The 17410-nt window shown below is 35.5% G+C and carries 14 protein-coding genes; 8 read left to right on the top strand and 6 right to left on the bottom strand.

Annotated elements, in window-relative coordinates:
• Positions 1-150: 150 nt before the first annotated feature.
• The 6 genes from mnmE to rpmH all read right to left on the bottom strand — a co-directional run bounded on the left by mnmE (position 151) and on the right by rpmH (position 6133).
• Complete coding sequence (mnmE, locus tag BLE01S_RS15920; RefSeq protein ID WP_066144605.1) at positions 151-1536, bottom strand: tRNA uridine-5-carboxymethylaminomethyl(34) synthesis GTPase MnmE; 1386 nt, start codon at positions 1534-1536, stop codon at positions 151-153.
• A gap of 343 nt (positions 1537-1879) precedes the next feature.
• Positions 1880-3751 (bottom strand): LTA synthase family protein, encoded by a 1872-nt coding sequence (locus tag BLE01S_RS15915; protein WP_066144602.1) that lies wholly within the window; start codon positions 3749-3751, stop codon positions 1880-1882.
• A gap of 170 nt (positions 3752-3921) precedes the next feature.
• Positions 3922-4560 (bottom strand): RNA-binding cell elongation regulator Jag/EloR, encoded by a 639-nt coding sequence (gene jag / locus BLE01S_RS15910; RefSeq protein WP_066144599.1) that lies wholly within the window; start codon positions 4558-4560, stop codon positions 3922-3924.
• A complete protein-coding gene (spoIIIJ, locus tag BLE01S_RS15905) occupies positions 4557-5345 on the bottom strand; it encodes a YidC family membrane integrase SpoIIIJ (protein WP_066144597.1) in 789 nt (262 codons plus the stop codon). Before spoIIIJ ends, jag begins: the two co-directional genes overlap by 4 nt.
• Positions 5346-5443: 98 nt before the next feature.
• Positions 5444-5794, bottom strand: a complete 351-nt coding sequence (gene rnpA / locus BLE01S_RS15900) for a ribonuclease P protein component (RefSeq protein WP_066144594.1) — start codon at positions 5792-5794, stop codon at positions 5444-5446.
• Positions 5795-5998: 204 nt separating this feature from the next.
• Positions 5999-6133 (bottom strand): 50S ribosomal protein L34, encoded by a 135-nt coding sequence (gene rpmH, locus BLE01S_RS15895; protein WP_066144591.1) that lies wholly within the window; start codon positions 6131-6133, stop codon positions 5999-6001.
• Positions 6134-6690: 557 nt separating this feature from the next.
• Between rpmH and dnaA the strand changes: the two genes are divergently transcribed.
• The 8 genes from dnaA to BLE01S_RS15855 all read left to right on the top strand — a co-directional run bounded on the left by dnaA (position 6691) and on the right by BLE01S_RS15855 (position 17049).
• On the top strand, positions 6691-8034 hold the full coding sequence (gene dnaA, locus BLE01S_RS15890) for a chromosomal replication initiator protein DnaA (RefSeq protein WP_066144588.1): 1344 nt from the start codon (positions 6691-6693) through the stop codon (positions 8032-8034).
• 192 nt (positions 8035-8226) lie between these two features.
• Positions 8227-9363, top strand: coding sequence for a DNA polymerase III subunit beta (gene dnaN, locus BLE01S_RS15885; RefSeq protein WP_066144585.1), 1137 nt, complete (start codon positions 8227-8229; stop codon positions 9361-9363).
• Between the two features lie 144 nt (positions 9364-9507).
• Entirely contained in the window at positions 9508-9741 is a 234-nt protein-coding gene (gene yaaA / locus BLE01S_RS15880) for a S4 domain-containing protein YaaA (RefSeq protein ID WP_082788773.1), read from the top strand.
• 14 nt (positions 9742-9755) lie between these two features.
• Complete coding sequence (gene recF / locus BLE01S_RS15875) at positions 9756-10874, top strand: DNA replication/repair protein RecF (RefSeq protein WP_066144582.1); 1119 nt, start codon at positions 9756-9758, stop codon at positions 10872-10874.
• Between the two features lie 9 nt (positions 10875-10883).
• Positions 10884-11138, top strand: a complete 255-nt coding sequence (gene remB, locus BLE01S_RS15870; RefSeq protein ID WP_066144579.1) for an extracellular matrix regulator RemB — start codon at positions 10884-10886, stop codon at positions 11136-11138.
• A gap of 206 nt (positions 11139-11344) precedes the next feature.
• Positions 11345-13267 carry a DNA topoisomerase (ATP-hydrolyzing) subunit B gene (gene gyrB, locus BLE01S_RS15865; RefSeq protein WP_066144575.1) on the top strand — a complete coding sequence of 641 codons (1923 nt, stop codon included), beginning with the start codon at positions 11345-11347 and terminating at the stop codon, positions 13265-13267.
• Between the two features lie 88 nt (positions 13268-13355).
• A complete protein-coding gene (gene gyrA, locus BLE01S_RS15860) occupies positions 13356-15872 on the top strand; it encodes a DNA gyrase subunit A (RefSeq protein WP_066144572.1) in 2517 nt (838 codons plus the stop codon).
• A gap of 82 nt (positions 15873-15954) precedes the next feature.
• A complete protein-coding gene (locus BLE01S_RS15855; RefSeq protein WP_066144569.1) occupies positions 15955-17049 on the top strand; it encodes an HD-GYP domain-containing protein in 1095 nt (364 codons plus the stop codon).
• The last annotated feature ends 361 nt before the right edge of the window (positions 17050-17410 follow it).

The raw sequence follows: 17410 nt of genomic DNA, 5'->3' as shown, positions 1-17410 counted from the left end.
TGGCGTGCTCCTAGCCGTTGTTCCTCTTATTTTTGTCTAGCTTCAGGTGCCCAACGACTAGCAAACTTCAGGAGTCTTCCTACGATAAGTCAACATCGATTCACCTTTCAGGCTCACCGTGTTTCCTTTGAAGTAGAAGGTCCTCGACTCTTATTTCCCTAAGCAGAATTGGGAGAATAGCTGGTCGATTAGGCTTTCTTGGACTGTATCGCCAATTATTTCCCCAAGAAGTTCCCATGTTCGAGTTAAGTCAATTTGAATAATATCTATAGGAGTTCCCATGTCTATTCCAGAGAGCACATCATCAATTGCTTGTAATGCTTGGTGCAATAAAGCAATGTGGCGGTTATTAGATACATAGGTCATATCTGCCGCTTCAAGCTGTCCTTGAAAGAACATACCTGCTATAGCTTGTTCAAGATCATCTATTCCCTCTTCTTCCAACAAAGAAGTCGTGACGATTTGATGATTTCCTGCAATTTCTCGTACGCGATCCATGTCTACCTTTTGCGGTAAATCAGTCTTGTTAGAAATAACAATAACATCCATACCTTCCACAGCAACAAAAAGTTGCTCATCTTCTTTTGTCAGTTCATCTGCAGAATTAAGAACAAGTAATATTAAATCCGCCTCTTTTAACACTTGTCGCGAACGCTCTACGCCTATTCGCTCCACGATATCTTCAGTTTCTCTAATACCTGCAGTATCAACTAATCTAAGTGGAACGCCTCGTACATTAACATATTCTTCAATGACATCTCTGGTTGTACCAGGAATATCTGTGACAATTGCTTTATTTTCTTGTACTAAACTATTCAATAAAGATGATTTACCAACATTAGGTCTTCCGATAATTACAGTAGAGAGACCTTCACGTAAAATCTTCCCTTGCTCCGATGTTTGAAGCAATTTTTGTAGCTCGGCCTTTATATGTGTTGCCTTTTCTACTAGTAACCGATGTGTCATTTCTTCTACATCATCATATTCTGGATAATCTATATTCACTTCTACATGTGCTACTGTTTCAATAATGTCTTGCCTAAGACCTCTAATCAGCTTAGATAAACGCCCTTCCATTTGGCCAAGGGCAACTCCCATTGCTCGATCTGTCTTCGCTCTAATTAAATCCATAACCGCCTCTGCTTGTGATAAATCAATTCGACCATTAAGAAACGCCCGCTTTGTGAATTCACCTGGTTCCGCTAACTCTGCTCCAGCATTCAATGCAAGCTGCAAAACACGGTTAACAGAGACAATACCGCCATGGCAATTAATCTCTACGACATTTTCTCTTGTAAAAGTACGAGGTCCTTTCATCACACTAACCATAACTTCTTCAGCTATTTCTTTTGATTTAGGATCAATAATTCGCCCATAGTGAATTGTATGTGACGGTACTTCAGCAAGTTTACTGCCTCCAGCACTACGAAAAATTCGATCAGCAATCTCGATCGCTTCTTCTCCACTTAATCGTACAATAGCAATTGCGCCCTCACCCATTGGAGTAGAAATGGCAGCTATCGTTCCATATTCCATTTTCTCCACCTCTCTTTCTTATTACGACATTTATATCATCGTGTGCTATCACGAAAATTTTAAGATAAAGGTTAATTATCCCCAATATAATAGAATAACAAAATTACTGTTTATATAAAAGATTGTTTTTCTGTTGTTGAAATTTATCCACAACCTTAATCGGTCGCACTCTTCATTTTAACTTATCCACATGTGAATAACAATAAGTCATTCTTTTTTTACCTTTATCTATACAAAACAAAAAACCCGGCTTTCGCTCAGGTTTCTATGAAATGATTACTCCATATTTATTTTCGCTTATATTGTCTTCACTTTCAGTTCTCTTTTTCATTATTTACATATATTATTTTCTATCGTTGGTTAAAAATTTAAGTAAATCACCAAAAACTACCTTATCCGAATAGTTTAATTCACGTTGAACTTGATCAAAATAAGGGGTACATTTATTTCTTTTTACCTTTTCACCCGTACTTTTACTAAGGCACTCGCCTTCACTAAAGATATGATGGGCAGTAGCAAAGCTGCCATCGCGAAATATTACAAGATTCTTATGATTTTCAGAGAGTAAGCTTGTGCCAAACGCAACTGTTTCTTTCTCCTCTTCTATACCAAGCAAATCAAGAATAGTTGTTCTTAAGTCAACTTGACCTCCAACCTTATTGATCACTTGTCCTTCCATCCCTGGGATATGAATAATCAGTGGTACCTTTTGTAATTCAACATGTCCTGTCTGTGTAATTGGCATTTCAAGAACTTCTTCCAATGCATCGTAATAATTTCTTGAAATGCCATAATGATCACCAATTAAAACAAACATAGAATCTTTATATAAATCAGTGTCTTTTATTTGCTCAAAAAATGTTTTTATAGCTTCATCTTCATAACGGACTGTTGTAAAATATCTGTTCACTACGCCTTGAGATGTATTGGCTTCTTCTATAAATTGATCCTCTGGATCCAATAAATAAGGAAAGTGATTCGTTAATGTTAACATTTTAGAATAAAACGGTTGAGGTAAAGTTTGTAAATAAGGGATAGACTGTTCTAAAAAGGGTATATCCTTTATTCCGTAATTTACAGAATTATCTTCATTTACCTCAAAATACTCCTTTGAAAAAAATTGGTCATACCCAAGAGTTTCATACATAACAGAGCGGTTCCAAAACTGTGCATCATTCCCATGAAAGGAAGCGGAATAATAACCTTGCTCTTTTAATATATGAGGTAAACTATAATATTCATTTTGTGGCCTTCGAACAAATACAGATCCACCTGGTAGCGGATATAAACTATTATCAATAATAAATTCAGCGTCTGATGTTTTGCCTTGAGCCGTCTGATGGTAAAAATTCGAGAAATATAAACTTTCATTTTTAAGTTTGTTTAAAAATGGAGTGACTTCCTGATTATCAATTTGTTTATCTATCACAAAAGATTGGGTAGACTCTAAGAAAACCAAAACGACATTTTTATTTTTAGCCATTCCATGTAACTCAGATTGATTTGCCTGCTTTTGTTTGCCTTTTGTGTACTTATTTATTTCCATTATTTCCGTCTCATCAGCAAAAACACTATTTACAGAGGTTTTGGAGTATACAAATAAATCATATAAATGATAATGATAAAGACCAAGTGACTTTACAATCAATTCCTTATCATAGGATTTTTTCCAAAATCCAGTATTAATAACTAAACTTAAAGCGAGAGGCACTACTATCGCCAAAATAGCAACTTTAGGCCAGACCTTTCTTTTCATTGATAAGTCTGGAAGCCAATTTTTTCTTAATAATAAACCAAGGATAAAGAAGTCAAGAAATAACAATATATCAAAATAACTGATCAATTCAAACGTACTTTGGCTGAGTCCACCAACATTTTGGAACTGCAATAATACAGGAACAGTAATAAAGTCAATATAAAAACGATAATAGAGTACATTTCCAAATAATAAGAGAGTAAGTAGAAAATGTATCGTAAATAGTGCTGCAATCCGAATTTTTTTAGGAAAAATAAAACCGATTCCTAGTAGGAAAACAGCCGAACCAATTGAAGTCAAGCCTAAAACGACGCCCTCCATCCAAGACTGGATGTTTATATGAAATACCCATATATATAGCGCACCCATTTTGAGACTTAGGAAAAAAATAGTAGATATATAGATAGATATATCTTGGTTTTGCCTTTCTTCAAGAAAACTTAAAAACCTACTTCTCATATTTATCCACTTCCTAAATAATCATTCTTCCTTCATTTTAACATTATTATTGTAACAATCACTAAATAATACCATGACTCTTAATTATAGACGATTGAAAGTTAGTTAAAGTTTCAAGAACAAAAAAAGAACCTTTCCTAAATTTAGGAAGGTTCTACTTTTCAACAAAATCACTTATTATTTTCTTTCTTTCGAGGTTCGATGACAACATAACGTTTCGGTTCTTCCCCTTTTGAAAGAGTTTGGATATTTTTATTATTCGAAAGCGCTGTATGGACAACCTTTCTTTCGTAATTTGGCATCGGTTCTAGTGATACCGGCTTGCCCAGATGATGTGCTTTAGAAGCAAGGCGCTCTGCCAACTGAATCAATGTGTCTTTACGGCGTTCACGATAATCTTCTGGATTCAAAATAATCGTGATATAATGTTTGGAATGACGATTTGCTGCTAATTGCGTTAAATATTGCAACGAATTAACAGTTTGTCCCCTTTTTCCAATCAATAATCCCATTTTTTCCCCAGATATATTAAAAACAACATTTCTTTCATCTTCTTTTGCTATTTCAATGTTAGCTTTAATTTCCATATTTTTTAGCACAACTTTTAGAAATTCCTTAGCAGATTCTATTGCATCCGGCTTCATCGTAACTTCTACTACAGCTGGGCGAGAACCAAATATACCAAAAAGTCCTCTTTTTCCTTCATCTACTATATTGATGTCTATACATTCTCTAGTGGTGTTTAGTTGAGCCAGTGCGGATTCTACTGCTTTATCGACGTTTTGTCCCGTAGCAGTGATTTCTCTCACTTTTTAGCTCCCCCCGCTCCTCCATCTTTTACTTTCTCGTTTTGTACAACCGGAGATTTAATAAAATATGTTTGAACAATCATGAATATGTTCCCGACTACCCAATAAAGGGCAAGTGCTGCAGGGAAATTCACTGCGAATATTAAGATCATAGCAGGCATAATATAAAGCATCATTTGCATTTGTGGATTTGCCGGTGTACCAGCCATCATAATTTTTTGCTGTAAAAATGTCGTTAATCCAGCAATGATTGGTAAAAGATATATTGGATCCGGTGCACCTAAATCGAACCAAAGAAAATCTCCAGCTTTACTAATCCCTTCTGTTCTGATGATAGCTTGATAAAATCCAATTAAAATTGGCATCTGAACGAGTAACGGAAAACAACCAGCAAGCGGATTAACTTTATGTGTTTGGAATAACTGCATCGTTTCCTGTTGAAGTTGTTGCTGTGTTTTTTGATCTTTGGAACTGTACTTTTCTTTTAACTTTTGCATTTCAGGCTGTAGAGCTTGCATAGCTTTAGAATTTCTAGTTTGCTTAATCATAAGGGGTAAAATTGCTAATCTAATTAAAATGGTAACGATAATTATAGCTAATCCATAACTATTACCAAATAATTCAGCAACTGTAGTGATGAGCCAAGATAGCGGATAAACAATATATTTGCTCCAAAACCCTGTACTTTCAGCAGTTATGTAGTCAGGATTATCAATCGTTGAACAACCTGTTGCTACCAGCACTACTACCAACATAACTGATAACAATAATATTCTCTTTTTCAAGCCTGTTTTCCTCCCTACTTTCAATTACGATTGGTTTATTATCTTCTACCGCATATTTTAACATCTTTTTCTAATATAAGTGATGAAAAAAACCTTTTTTAATTTTGTTCCTTTTTTAGACATTTCCCTAATTTAAGCACATGCTCTAGGCTTTTTTTCACCGTATGATAGTCCATAACAGACACAGGCTTCCTTGCGATTATCACATAATCCTTCCCCTGATCCACTCGCTCTGATAATTCATGGAAGGCTTGACGAATATAGCGTTTAATATGGTTTCTGACGACTGCATTTCCTATTTTTTTACTGACAGATAAACCAATTCTAAAATTACTTTGATCCTCTCTGTTCAATACATATACGACAAATTGTCTGTTTGCAACTGACTTTCCTTTTTTAAAAACTGTTTGAAAGTCATCATTTTTTTTGATTCTAAACGCCTTTTTCATACATTCACCTGCATTATGGAAATCATTTAAATATATTAAGAGCGATACCTAAACCTCATTTACTAGCTTAGGTATCTATCTCTAATAATTACTCTTTATTTGTCGAAGATCGCCACAAAAAGTGGCGAATGCAACTGATTCCTTTATTGTTTGCATATTTCTTATCATTTATTAGAAAAAAGACCACTGAGATGTTTCAGTGGTCTACGCTGATAACACTTTTCTTCCTTTACGGCGACGAGCAGCCAAAATATTACGGCCAGTTTTTGAACTCATGCGCGCACGGAAACCGTGTACTTTGCTTCTTTTACGTTTATTTGGTTGGAAAGTTCTTTTCATGCTATGACACCTCCTCGAGGGCTAAAAAAATTCAATATCAGACATACTAATCAATTATAAAGACCTAGCCAATTGATTGTCAACCCTTCATTAGTTTTTCCCTCTATTTATTTTCAAAAAATAGTATCATTCTTTTACTCTAATCTTGATTGTGGATAGTTTTTCGACAGTTTTATTTTATCCACAACACATATCGACAGCTTTTTCACAAATTAAGTGCTTGTGGACAATTTAAATTCACTGCTGATTAGCTATGTGGATAATTTACATTGTACATTGCTAAGCTTGGATTTATTTGTTATGATTATGATGTTTTCACTCTGGATACTTTTTGTGGATATTAAGTTTATCCACAGTTTGTGGATAAGGTGTGGATAATTAATTCACTTCCTTTGGATAATCTTGTCCACAATACGTGGATGATGTCGAAAACCGTTTTTCTTCCTTATTATACATTTTCCACATTCATATAATTGTATAATTATTGATACGCGTAATTTATATGAGAAACAGTTATATAACAGAGGTTAAAACTCTTTAGTAAAGGAGGTATCGCATTGGAGAATATAACTGATCTTTGGGATCAGGTCCTAATGAATATTGAAAAAAAGGTCAGTAAGCCTAGTTTCGATACTTGGTTGAAATTTACGAAAGCACATGTATTGCAAGGCGATACAATGATCATTACAGCGCCAAATGAATTTGCCAGGGATTGGCTTGAAGGCAGGTATTCTCAATTAATCTCCGGATTACTTTATGAGATTATTGGCGAGGAACTAAATGTTAAATTCATCATTCCTCCTCAAGAGGAAGAAGGTGAGAGTATTTCTTCAGTTCAAAAAGAAGTCAGTCATAACGAATCATCAGACATTTATCAAAGTATGTTGAACCCAAAATATACATTTGACACATTTGTGATTGGGTCTGGAAATCGTTTTGCTCACGCTGCTTCACTTGCAGTAGCCGAAGCACCTGCAAATGCATATAATCCTCTTTTTATTTACGGGGGAGTCGGTATGGGAAAAACCCATTTAATGCATGCAATTGGTCACTATGTAGTGGAACATAATCCAGCAGCAAAGGTAGTCTATTTATCTTCTGAAAAGTTTACAAATGAATTTATTAATTCTATTCGAGATAATAAAGCTGTTGATTTTCGAAATAAATACCGCACTGCTGATGTCTTATTAATTGATGATATTCAATTTTTAGCTGGAAAAGAACAAACACAAGAGGAATTTTTTCATACATTTAATACGTTGCATGAGGAAAGTAAACAAATTGTTATTTCTAGCGACCGTCCTCCAAAAGAAATCCCAACCCTTGAAGATCGGTTAAGGTCACGTTTTGAATGGGGATTAATTACTGATATTACACCTCCAGACCTTGAAACTCGAATTGCCATTTTACGCAAAAAGGCAAAGGCTGACGGTCTCGATATTCCGAATGAAGTCATGTTGTATATAGCTAATCAAATTGATTCGAATATCAGAGAATTAGAAGGTGCTCTCATTAGAGTTGTCGCTTATTCATCACTCATAAATAAAGATATTAATGCAGATTTAGCAGCGGAAGCATTAAAAAATATTATTCCAAGCTCCAAACCAAAGGTCATCACTATCTTAGATATCCAAAAAATGATTGGTGCTGAATATAATGTAAAGCTTGAAGATTTTAAAGCTAAAAAACGTACACAATCTATCGCCTTTCCACGGCAAATTGCCATGTATTTATCTCGCGAAATGACAGATTTCTCTCTTCCTAAAATTGGGGAGGAATTTGGAGGTCGTGATCATACTACAGTTATTCATGCCCATGAAAAAATTTCAAAAATGTTAGCGTCAGATCCTGAATTTCAAAATAAAATAGATGAAATACGTGAATCTCTTAAAAAACAATAATGGGGATAATGTGTATAACTGTGACTACATTGCGCACAGCCTGTCCACATGTGGATAAGCTGTGTTTCCAAACGATTCACAGGGTTATCCACATATTCACAGGCCCTATTACTATTACTACTATCTTTTCTTTTAAAAATAAGTATATATATAGGCATTTAGCCAAATTTTTAAGTTATGGAGGAAAATAGCATGAAATTCATCATTCAGCGTGATCGTCTTATAGATACTGTACAAGACGTGATGAAAGCAATCTCTTCAAGAACAACAATTCCAATATTAACTGGGATTAAAATTATTGCATCCGAAGATGGTGTTACTTTTACAGGAAGTGACTCTGATATATCAATTGAATCATTCATCCCTAAAGAAGAAGATGGAAATGAAATAATTGACATAAAACAATCTGGTGGAATTGTTTTAAATGCTAAATTTTTCGGAGAAATTGTTCGAAAATTGCCGATGGATACAGTTGAAATCGAAGTGTTAAACCATCATCAGACTATTATTAGATCTGGAAAAGCTGAATTTAATTTAAATGGCCAAGATCATGATGAATACCCTCATTTACCACAAATATCTGAGGAACATGTATTTTCAATACCAACTGATTTACTAAAAACCTTGATCAGACAAACCGTATTCGCAGTGTCCACCTCAGAAACACGGCCTATCTTGACAGGTGTAAACTGGCAAATTGCGGACAGTGTTCTTACTTGTACAGCTACAGATAGTCACAGACTTGCTATGAGAACAGCACCGATAGATATAGATCCTACTGTTTCGTATATCGCGGTGATTCCAGGGAAAAGCTTAATAGAATTAAGTAAAATATTGGATGATTCTAATGAGCCCGTAGAAATTGTTTTCACTGAAAATCAAATTTTATTTAAATCCAAAAACATCTTATTCTTTTCTAGAAGGCTTGAAGGGAATTATCCTGATACATCTAGATTGATTCCAACAGAAAGCAAAACAGAGCTTGTTCTTCATGCTCGTGATTTCTTACATGCAATTGATCGTGCTTCATTGTTAGCTCGAGGCGAAAGAAATAATGTCGTCAAATTAGCTACTCTTGAAGAGAAAATAATAGAAATATCTTCCCATACACCTGAAATTGGAAATGTCATTGAAGAAATTCAAAGCCAATCGATTGAGGGAGAAGAACTAAAAATATCTTTTAGTGCAAAATATATGATGGATGCCTTGAAGGCTTTGGAAGGCACAAACATTACAATCAGTTTTACTGGAGCAATGAGGCCATTTATTATTCGTTCCGTGGAAGATAGCTCCATACTTCAACTTATCCTACCAGTTCGAACATTTTAATATATTTAGTGATAAAAAATCCTGCCTCTTGAGGTAGGATTTTTTATTCAAACAATAACAAATGACACTTTATAATAATGAACATGGACCATTAGATCTTTGTAAATTAATTTAAAGTTTAGTAAAATAAAGGAATGACTTCTCATGGAAAAGAGTGAAAATGTGAAAAATAAAATCACAATTAATACTGATACAATAACATTAGGACAATTTTTAAAACTAGCAGATATTATTCAATCTGGTGGTATGGCAAAGTGGTTTCTTAGTGAACATGAAGTGTTTATAAATGGTGAACAGGATCAAAGAAGAGGCCGTAAATTACAAGCTAATGACAAAATAGAAATACCGGGAATTGGAAATTACATTGTTACCCGTTAAAGGATGTCGACTTCATGTATATTGAAGATTTGGAGTTAGAGAATTACAGAAATTATAAGGATCTGACTATTTCATTTGAAAATAACGTAAATGTTATTTTAGGTGAAAATGCTCAAGGCAAAACAAATGTGATGGAATCCATCTATGTTTTAGGCATGGCAAAATCTCATCGAACGTCAAACGACAAAGATTTAATACGCTGGGATGAAGAGTATGCTAAAATAAAGGGTAGGGTGCAAAAATCTAGGGGCACAATTCCACTTGAACTAACGATTTCCAAAAAAGGGAAAAAAGCAAAGTTTAATCACATCGAGCAACAAAAATTAAGTCAATATGTTGGCAATATGAACGTTGTCATGTTTGCGCCAGAAGATCTCCACCTCGTAAAAGGGAGCCCTCAAGTAAGGCGTCGTTTTATTGATATGGAAATTGGCCAAGTTTCCCCGGTCTATTTGTATGATATGAGTCAATTCCAAAAAATTCTCCAGCAGCGTAATCATTATTTAAAGCAGTTGCAAATAAAAAGGCAAACTGATTTTACGTTTCTCCATGTATTGACTGAACAATATATTGAAGTTGCAATAAGAGTTATAAAAAAACGCTTTGAGTTTATTCAAATGCTAGAGAATTGGGCTAAACCAATCCATTCTGGTATATCTCGTGGTTTGGAAGAACTCGAAATTCACTATAAACCTTCAATTGAGGTATCGGGAAGCACAGACTGGTCAAAGATGGTAGAAGTACTAACAGATAAAATCTCTTCTCTTCAAAATAGAGAAATTGAACGTGGGGTAACCTTGGTGGGACCACATCGTGATGAAATACTTTTCTTTGTCAATGGACGAGATGTTCAGACATTCGGTTCACAGGGGCAGCAGCGTACAACCGCATTGTCTGTAAAACTTGCTGAAATCGAATTAATCCATTCAGAAATTGGAGAATATCCCATTCTGTTACTTGATGATGTGCTCTCGGAATTAGATGATTATCGCCAATCGCATTTATTAAATACGATTAAAGGAAAAGTTCAGACCTTTGTTACTACAACAACAATTGATGGTATTGATCATCAAACTTTAAGAGAAGCAACAACCTTTTCAGTAGAGAATGGCGTGATGGTTAGAGTAGAGTGAGGTGAGTGCATGTATGTGCATATAGGTGATGATATCATGATTCGCTCTCGTGAAATTATTGCAATGCTTGAAAAAGATACAGTCCAGATATCGGAGGACATGCAAAAAATTTTCACTGAAAAAAAAGACCGATTGGTCAAATTAACGAGCGGTTCATATAAATCAATTATTTTTACTGGAACGCAAATTTATCTCTCACCAATCGCTGTTGGTACATTGAAAAAGAGATTGATAAAATCAACCAGCTATGAGCTGATCATATAGTTTTAAATATAAAAAGTTTTTACACAAAATTGGCAGGTTAGTATTAATCATGTCCATGTCCAGGCGTACAGAGTTATAAACTTACTTCAAAAGGTATAACTTTCACCCCGTAATAAATTTTTTTCAAAAGGGCTTAGCTCTTGTTCGGTAGTCTCCTTACGTTTTTTTGTTCTACAAATAGGAAAGTGCAGGTGAACTTTTTGACAATGGATCAAAAAGAATTGCAAGAACAATTATATGATGAAAATCAAATACAGGTTCTCGAAGGTTTAGAGGCGGTTCGTAAACGTCCAGGTATGTATATTGGATCGACGAGTGCGAAGGGTTTACATCACCTTGTATGGGAAATCGTCGATAATAGTATTGACGAAGCACTAGCAGGTTATTGTGATAAGATTAACCTTACGATCGAGGAAGATAACAGTATTACAGTAACAGATAATGGACGCGGTATCCCTGTTGGAATACAAGAAAAGATGGGGAGACCTGCAGTAGAGGTTATTTTGACTGTTTTACACGCAGGAGGTAAATTCGGCGGCGGCGGTTATAAAGTTTCCGGTGGTTTGCATGGCGTTGGTGCTTCTGTTGTAAACGCACTGTCTGAGACATTAGAGGTATACGTGCATTTAAACGGAGAAATACATTATCAAAAATATGAGCGTGGTGTTCCTGTTTCTGATTTAAAAGTGATTGGTGAAACAGATCATACAGGTACAACGATTCGCTTTAAGCCTGATCCAGAAATTTTCACAGAAACAACGGAATTTGATTTTGATACACTAGCGGCGCGAACGCGCGAATTGGCTTTTTTAAATAAGGGTCTCACATTAATCATCGAGGATAAGCGTGAAGAACCGAAAAAAAGTGAGTTTTATTATGAGGGCGGAATAAAGTCATATGTTGAACACTTGAATCGCACAAAAGAAGTTGTACACGAAGAACCTATTTATATCGAGGGTGAACGTGATGGAATTTCAGTAGAGGTAGCTATTCAATATAACGATGGTTTTGCAAGCAATCTTTATTCATTTGCAAATAATATCAACACATATGAGGGTGGTACACACGAGTCCGGATTCAAAACGGCATTAACTCGTGTCATCAATGATTACGCACGTAAAAATAATATATTCAAAGAAAGCGACAGTAATTTATCCGGTGAGGATGTTCGCGAAGGAATGACAGCAATCATTTCTATTAAGCATCCAGATCCACAATTTGAAGGACAAACAAAAACGAAACTGGGTAATTCAGAAGCACGCACAATTACAGATTCATTGTTCTCAGAGCATTTAGATAAAGTTTTAATGGAAAACCCCGTGCTTGCTAGACAAATCGTTGATAAAGGGTTAATGGCGGCAAGGGCACGTCTTGCTGCAAAAAAAGCTCGTGAATTGACACGCCGTAAAAGTGCTTTGGAAATCTCTAATTTACCAGGGAAATTAGCAGACTGCTCATCACGTGATCCCGAGATCAGTGAAGTATTCGTCGTTGAAGGTGACTCAGCTGGTGGCTCGGCTAAGCAAGGAAGAGATAGACATTTTCAAGCTATCTTACCTTTAAGAGGAAAAATTATTAATGTTGAAAAGGCTCGACTCGATAAGATTCTCTCTAATAACGAAATTCGAATGATTATTACTGCATTAGGAACAGGAATTGGTGAGGAATTTGATATCGCTAAAGCCCGTTATCATAAAATGGTAATTATGACGGATGCCGACGTGGATGGTGCACATATTCGAACATTGCTTTTAACATTCTTTTACCGTTATATGAGACCATTGCTTGAAGCAGGCTTTGTTTATGTTGCTCAGCCACCTTTATATAAAATTAGTCAAGGCAAAAAAGACAATTATGTCTATTCTGATAAAGAGTTAGAAGACTTTTTAGCTGGAATCCCGGAAACACCAAAACCAGGTATTCAGCGCTATAAAGGTCTTGGAGAGATGAACCCAGAGCAATTATGGGAGACAACAATGAATCCTGATAGTCGGACACTTCTACAAGTAAGCTTAGAAGATGCAATTGAAGCGGATGAAACTTTTGATATGTTAATGGGTGAAAAGGTAGAACCCCGAAGAATTTTCATTGAAGAAAATGCTCTTTATGTTAAGAATTTAGATATTTAGAAACGTAGCAAATATAAACAGATTTGAAGCTTAATAAAGATATTGCTTCATTCTGTTTTTTGCCAAGGAAAGGGAGGCTCCCAGAGGTATGGCAGACTTACCAAATTCGAATATAAAAGAAATTAATCTGAGTCAAGAAATGCGATCATCTTTTCTTGACTACGCAATGAGTGTTATTGTTGCACGTGCTTTACCTGATGTGAGAGATGGATTGAAGCCAGTTCACCGTCGTATTTTATATGCAATGAATGATTTAGGAATGACAAGTGATAAAGCATTTAAAAAGTCAGCTCGTATTGTTGGTGAAGTAATCGGTAAGTATCATCCGCATGGTGACTCGGCTGTCTATGAAACAATGGTCCGGATGGCGCAAGACTTTAGCTATCGTAATATGCTTGTAGAAGGACACGGAAACTTTGGATCGGTTGATGGGGATTCTGCTGCTGCAATGCGTTATACAGAAGCAAGGATGTCCAAAATTTCAATGGAACTTGTTCGTGATTTAAATAAAGATACGATAGATTATAAAGATAACTATGACGGATCAGAGAGAGAGCCCGCCGTATTACCGGCACGTTTTCCAAACTTGCTTGTAAATGGTTCTTCGGGGATTGCTGTCGGAATGGCAACAAATATTCCGCCACATCAACTTGGAGAAGTAATTAATGCATTGATTGCACTTAGCGAAGATGCAGATATTACAATTCCTGAATTAATGGAGTATATTCATGGGCCTGATTTTCCAACAGCCGGCTTGATTGTTGGCCGCAGTGGAATCAGAAGAGCTTATGAAACTGGGCGTGGATCTATTATTATGCGAGCCCAAGTAGAAATTGAAACAAAGGCAAATGGAAGAGAAACAATTATTGTTAATGAACTACCTTTCCAAGTAAATAAAGCGAGATTAATTGAACGGATAGCCGAGCTTGTACGCGATAAGAAAATTGAAGGATTAACTGATCTGCGTGATGAGTCGGACCGTACGGGTATGAGAATCGTGATGGAAGTTCGTAGAGATGCAAACGCCAATGTAATCTTAAATAATTTATATAAAATGACTGCTCTACAGACGAGTTTTGGGATTAACATGCTTGCTTTAGTAGATGGACAGCCTAAAGTATTAAATTTAAAGCAATGTCTCTATCATTATTTGGAGCATCAAAAAGTTGTCATTAGACGTAGAACTGAATTCGAGTTACGGAAGGCTGAAGCGCGAGCTCATATACTTGAAGGGTTAAGAATAGCATTAGATCATATTGATGCAATCATTAGTTTAATTAGAGGTTCAGCAACAACTGAGATTGCACGCAATGGGTTAATGGAACAATTTCAATTAAGTGAGAAACAAGCACAGGCAATTCTTGATATGAGACTTCAACGTTTAACTGGTTTAGAACGGGAAAAAATTGAAGAGGAATATCAGGAACTACTCAAAGTAATTGCTGAATTAAAAGCAATACTTGCAGATGAAGAAAAGGTGCTTGAAATTATAAGAGAAGAATTGCTTGAGATCAAAGAACGCTTTGATGATGGACGCCGAACAGAGATTATAGCTGGCGGTTTAGGACAAATTGAAGATGAAGATTTAATTCCAAGAGAACAAATCGTCGTGACATTAACACATAATGGGTATATCAAACGCCTACCTATTTCCACTTATCGTAGTCAAAAACGAGGTGGTCGTGGGGTACAAGGGATGGGGACGAATGATGATGATTTTGTTGAGCATTTAATTACAACCTCGACACATGACACGATCCTGTTCTTTACGAATAAAGGGAAAGTGTACCGTGCTAAAGGCTATGAAATTCCTGAGTACAATAGAACGGCTAAAGGCTTACCGATAATCAATTTATTAGGTATAGAAAAAGGTGAGTGGATTAATACCATTATACGTGTGGAGGAATTCCTCGAAGATTGGTATTTATTCTTCGCTACGAAACAAGGGATTGTGAAACGAACGCCAGTTTCTGCCTTTGCGAATATAAGAAATAACGGGTTGATTGCACTTGGTCTTCGAGAAAATGATGAGTTGATTTCTGTTCAATTAACGGACAACAACAAACATATTATTATGGGAACAAAAAATGGATTGTTAATTCGATTTAATGAAACAGATGTAAGGTCAATGGGACGGACTGCTACAGGAGTGAAGGGTATTACTTTATCAGGTGATGATGAAGTAGTCGGAATGGAAATATTGGAAGAAAGTCATGATGTGCTAGTGGTGACGAAGAATGGATTTGGAAAGCGAACGCCGGCAGCGGAGTATAGAATCCAAACCCGTGGAGGAAAAGGATTAATCACTAGTAATATTACTGATAGAACAGGAACGATTGTAGCAGTAGAGACTGTCGATGGTGATGAAGATTTAATGATCATTACTGGCGGAGGTATCTTGATTCGAATGGACGTTGCAGATATTTCGGTGTTGGGACGGAATACGCAAGGTGTGACATTAATAAGGCTTGGCGATGAGGAATCTGTAGCTACCGTAGCAAAAGTGGAAAAAGAAGTGGAAGATGAAACTGAAGCAGAAGATAAAGAGAGACAACATGTAGAAGATGCAACTGTTAATGAATCGGATGAAATGGTAGATGAATAAATAGTATTGTGAAAAAGGACACCAATTGGTGTCCTTTTTTGTTACAATTAAAAGAAAAGTGTGAATTTAATGGGGTGAGTGTGTGAGAGTACGAATCGAAGAAATACAGGCGGACTGTATTTTAGAAAAAGATGTAATGGGGAAAACGAAAAATCCCATTATTGCTGCGAATACGGTTCTAGATAAGAAACATATACATATATTAAGAGCATTTTTAATTAAAGAGGTAGATATTCAAGTTAAAATGGCAAATGGCGACTTTTTTAAAAAAACAGAAACGAAAATGGATAAAAAAGTATTTGATTTTAATACGGATAATCCATCACAGGAATTATCCTTTACAGAACAATATAGACAAGCAGTTGAACAATATAAAAAGGAGTTTCAATCTTGGCAGTCGGGTCTTGGGGTAAATATGAGCAATATGAGAAAATTGCTTATACCCTTAATAGAAGAATGTGAGAAAAATAAGGATTGGATTAAGAGTATTCATTTATATTCGAATAAGGATGAATACTTATATCATCACGCAATAGGTATTGCTATGATTTCTCACTTTTTAGCAAAAGGTCTAGGATATGATAAGGGGCAATCACTACAGGCAGCCATTGCAGGATGTCTTGCCGACTGTGGAATGGCAAGAGTAGCTTTAAGTACTTTAAATAAAATAGGTGCTCTTAATGAAAATGATTGGATTGAGATTAAGAAGCATCCTACATATAGCTATCAGATGGTAAAAATGCTCACTTTATTAAAACCAGAGGTGAAACTAGCTATTTACCAACATCATGAGCGATTAGATGGTTCTGGCTATCCAAGAGGAGAAAAAGGTATCCGAATCCATCAATTATCGCAGATAGTGGCAATTGCCGATGTATACCATGCAATGACAACGGAACGTCCTTTTAAAAACAAAAGGTCACCATTTAAAATATTGCAAATTATGGAGGAAGATCTATTTGGTCAATTTGATATTGCAATTTTAAAAGTTTTAGCTACCGGAGTAGCATCTTTATCAGTAGGCAGCAACGTGAAACTATCAAATGGAGAAAAGGCAAAAATTGTTTATATCAAACCTGAGGCGCTAACACGTCCATTAATAAAAATAAAGAATAATGGCAATATGGTTGATTTAGAAAAAAACAGACATTTGTATATAGAGCAAGTAATTAATTAAAAGTAAATAATCCTTTCCTATAAATACATACACGTTAATTAGGAGGGGATTATTGCTTATCCATTTTAAGTTTAGCTTTATAATAGTTGTATTGAATGGTCATTCCGATAGAATTAGATAAATATTTTAAAGTTGATACGTGTTGCATATAGACGTTTAGATAGACCTACAAATAAAAAAAGAATTTTTTTGTAAAAAACTATTGCAAGATGAGGTGAAACTTGATATATTAATAAACGTCGCTGCAAGAGAGCGACACAGCAGATAATTAAAACAAAAAATATTTTATAAAACATTTGACTAGTTTATATCAAATGTGTTATGATAGTAAAGTTGCTGTTGGGAAAGCAAAAAGACTTTT

Source organism: Lederbergia lenta NBRC 16444, assembly GCF_001591545.1.
GTDB classification, from domain to species: domain Bacteria; phylum Bacillota; class Bacilli; order Bacillales; family Bacillaceae_C; genus Lederbergia; species Lederbergia lenta.
The sequence above is the reverse complement of the archived record's forward strand: the minus strand, read 5'-3'. Positions and strand labels throughout refer to the sequence as shown.

What these genes read in the sequence shown, in the direction of transcription:
- remB (WP_066144579.1), top strand. Translation starts at nt 10,884, where the DNA reads ATGTATGTGCATATAGGTGATGATATCATGATTCGCTCTCGTGAAATT.
- BLE01S_RS15915 (WP_066144602.1), bottom strand. Translation starts at nt 3,751, where the DNA reads ATGAGAAGTAGGTTTTTAAGTTTTCTTGAAGAAAGGCAAAACCAAGAT.
- dnaN (WP_066144585.1), top strand. Translation starts at nt 8,227, where the DNA reads ATGAAATTCATCATTCAGCGTGATCGTCTTATAGATACTGTACAAGAC.
- rpmH (WP_066144591.1), bottom strand. Translation starts at nt 6,133, where the DNA reads ATGAAAAGAACTTTCCAACCAAATAAACGTAAAAGAAGCAAAGTACAC.
- gyrA (WP_066144572.1), top strand. Translation starts at nt 13,356, where the DNA reads ATGGCAGACTTACCAAATTCGAATATAAAAGAAATTAATCTGAGTCAA.
- mnmE (WP_066144605.1), bottom strand. Translation starts at nt 1,536, where the DNA reads ATGGAATATGGAACGATAGCTGCCATTTCTACTCCAATGGGTGAGGGC.
- gyrB (WP_066144575.1), top strand. Translation starts at nt 11,345, where the DNA reads ATGGATCAAAAAGAATTGCAAGAACAATTATATGATGAAAATCAAATA.
- rnpA (WP_066144594.1), bottom strand. Translation starts at nt 5,794, where the DNA reads ATGAAAAAGGCGTTTAGAATCAAAAAAAATGATGACTTTCAAACAGTT.
- yaaA (WP_082788773.1), top strand. Translation starts at nt 9,508, where the DNA reads ATGGAAAAGAGTGAAAATGTGAAAAATAAAATCACAATTAATACTGAT.
- recF (WP_066144582.1), top strand. Translation starts at nt 9,756, where the DNA reads ATGTATATTGAAGATTTGGAGTTAGAGAATTACAGAAATTATAAGGAT.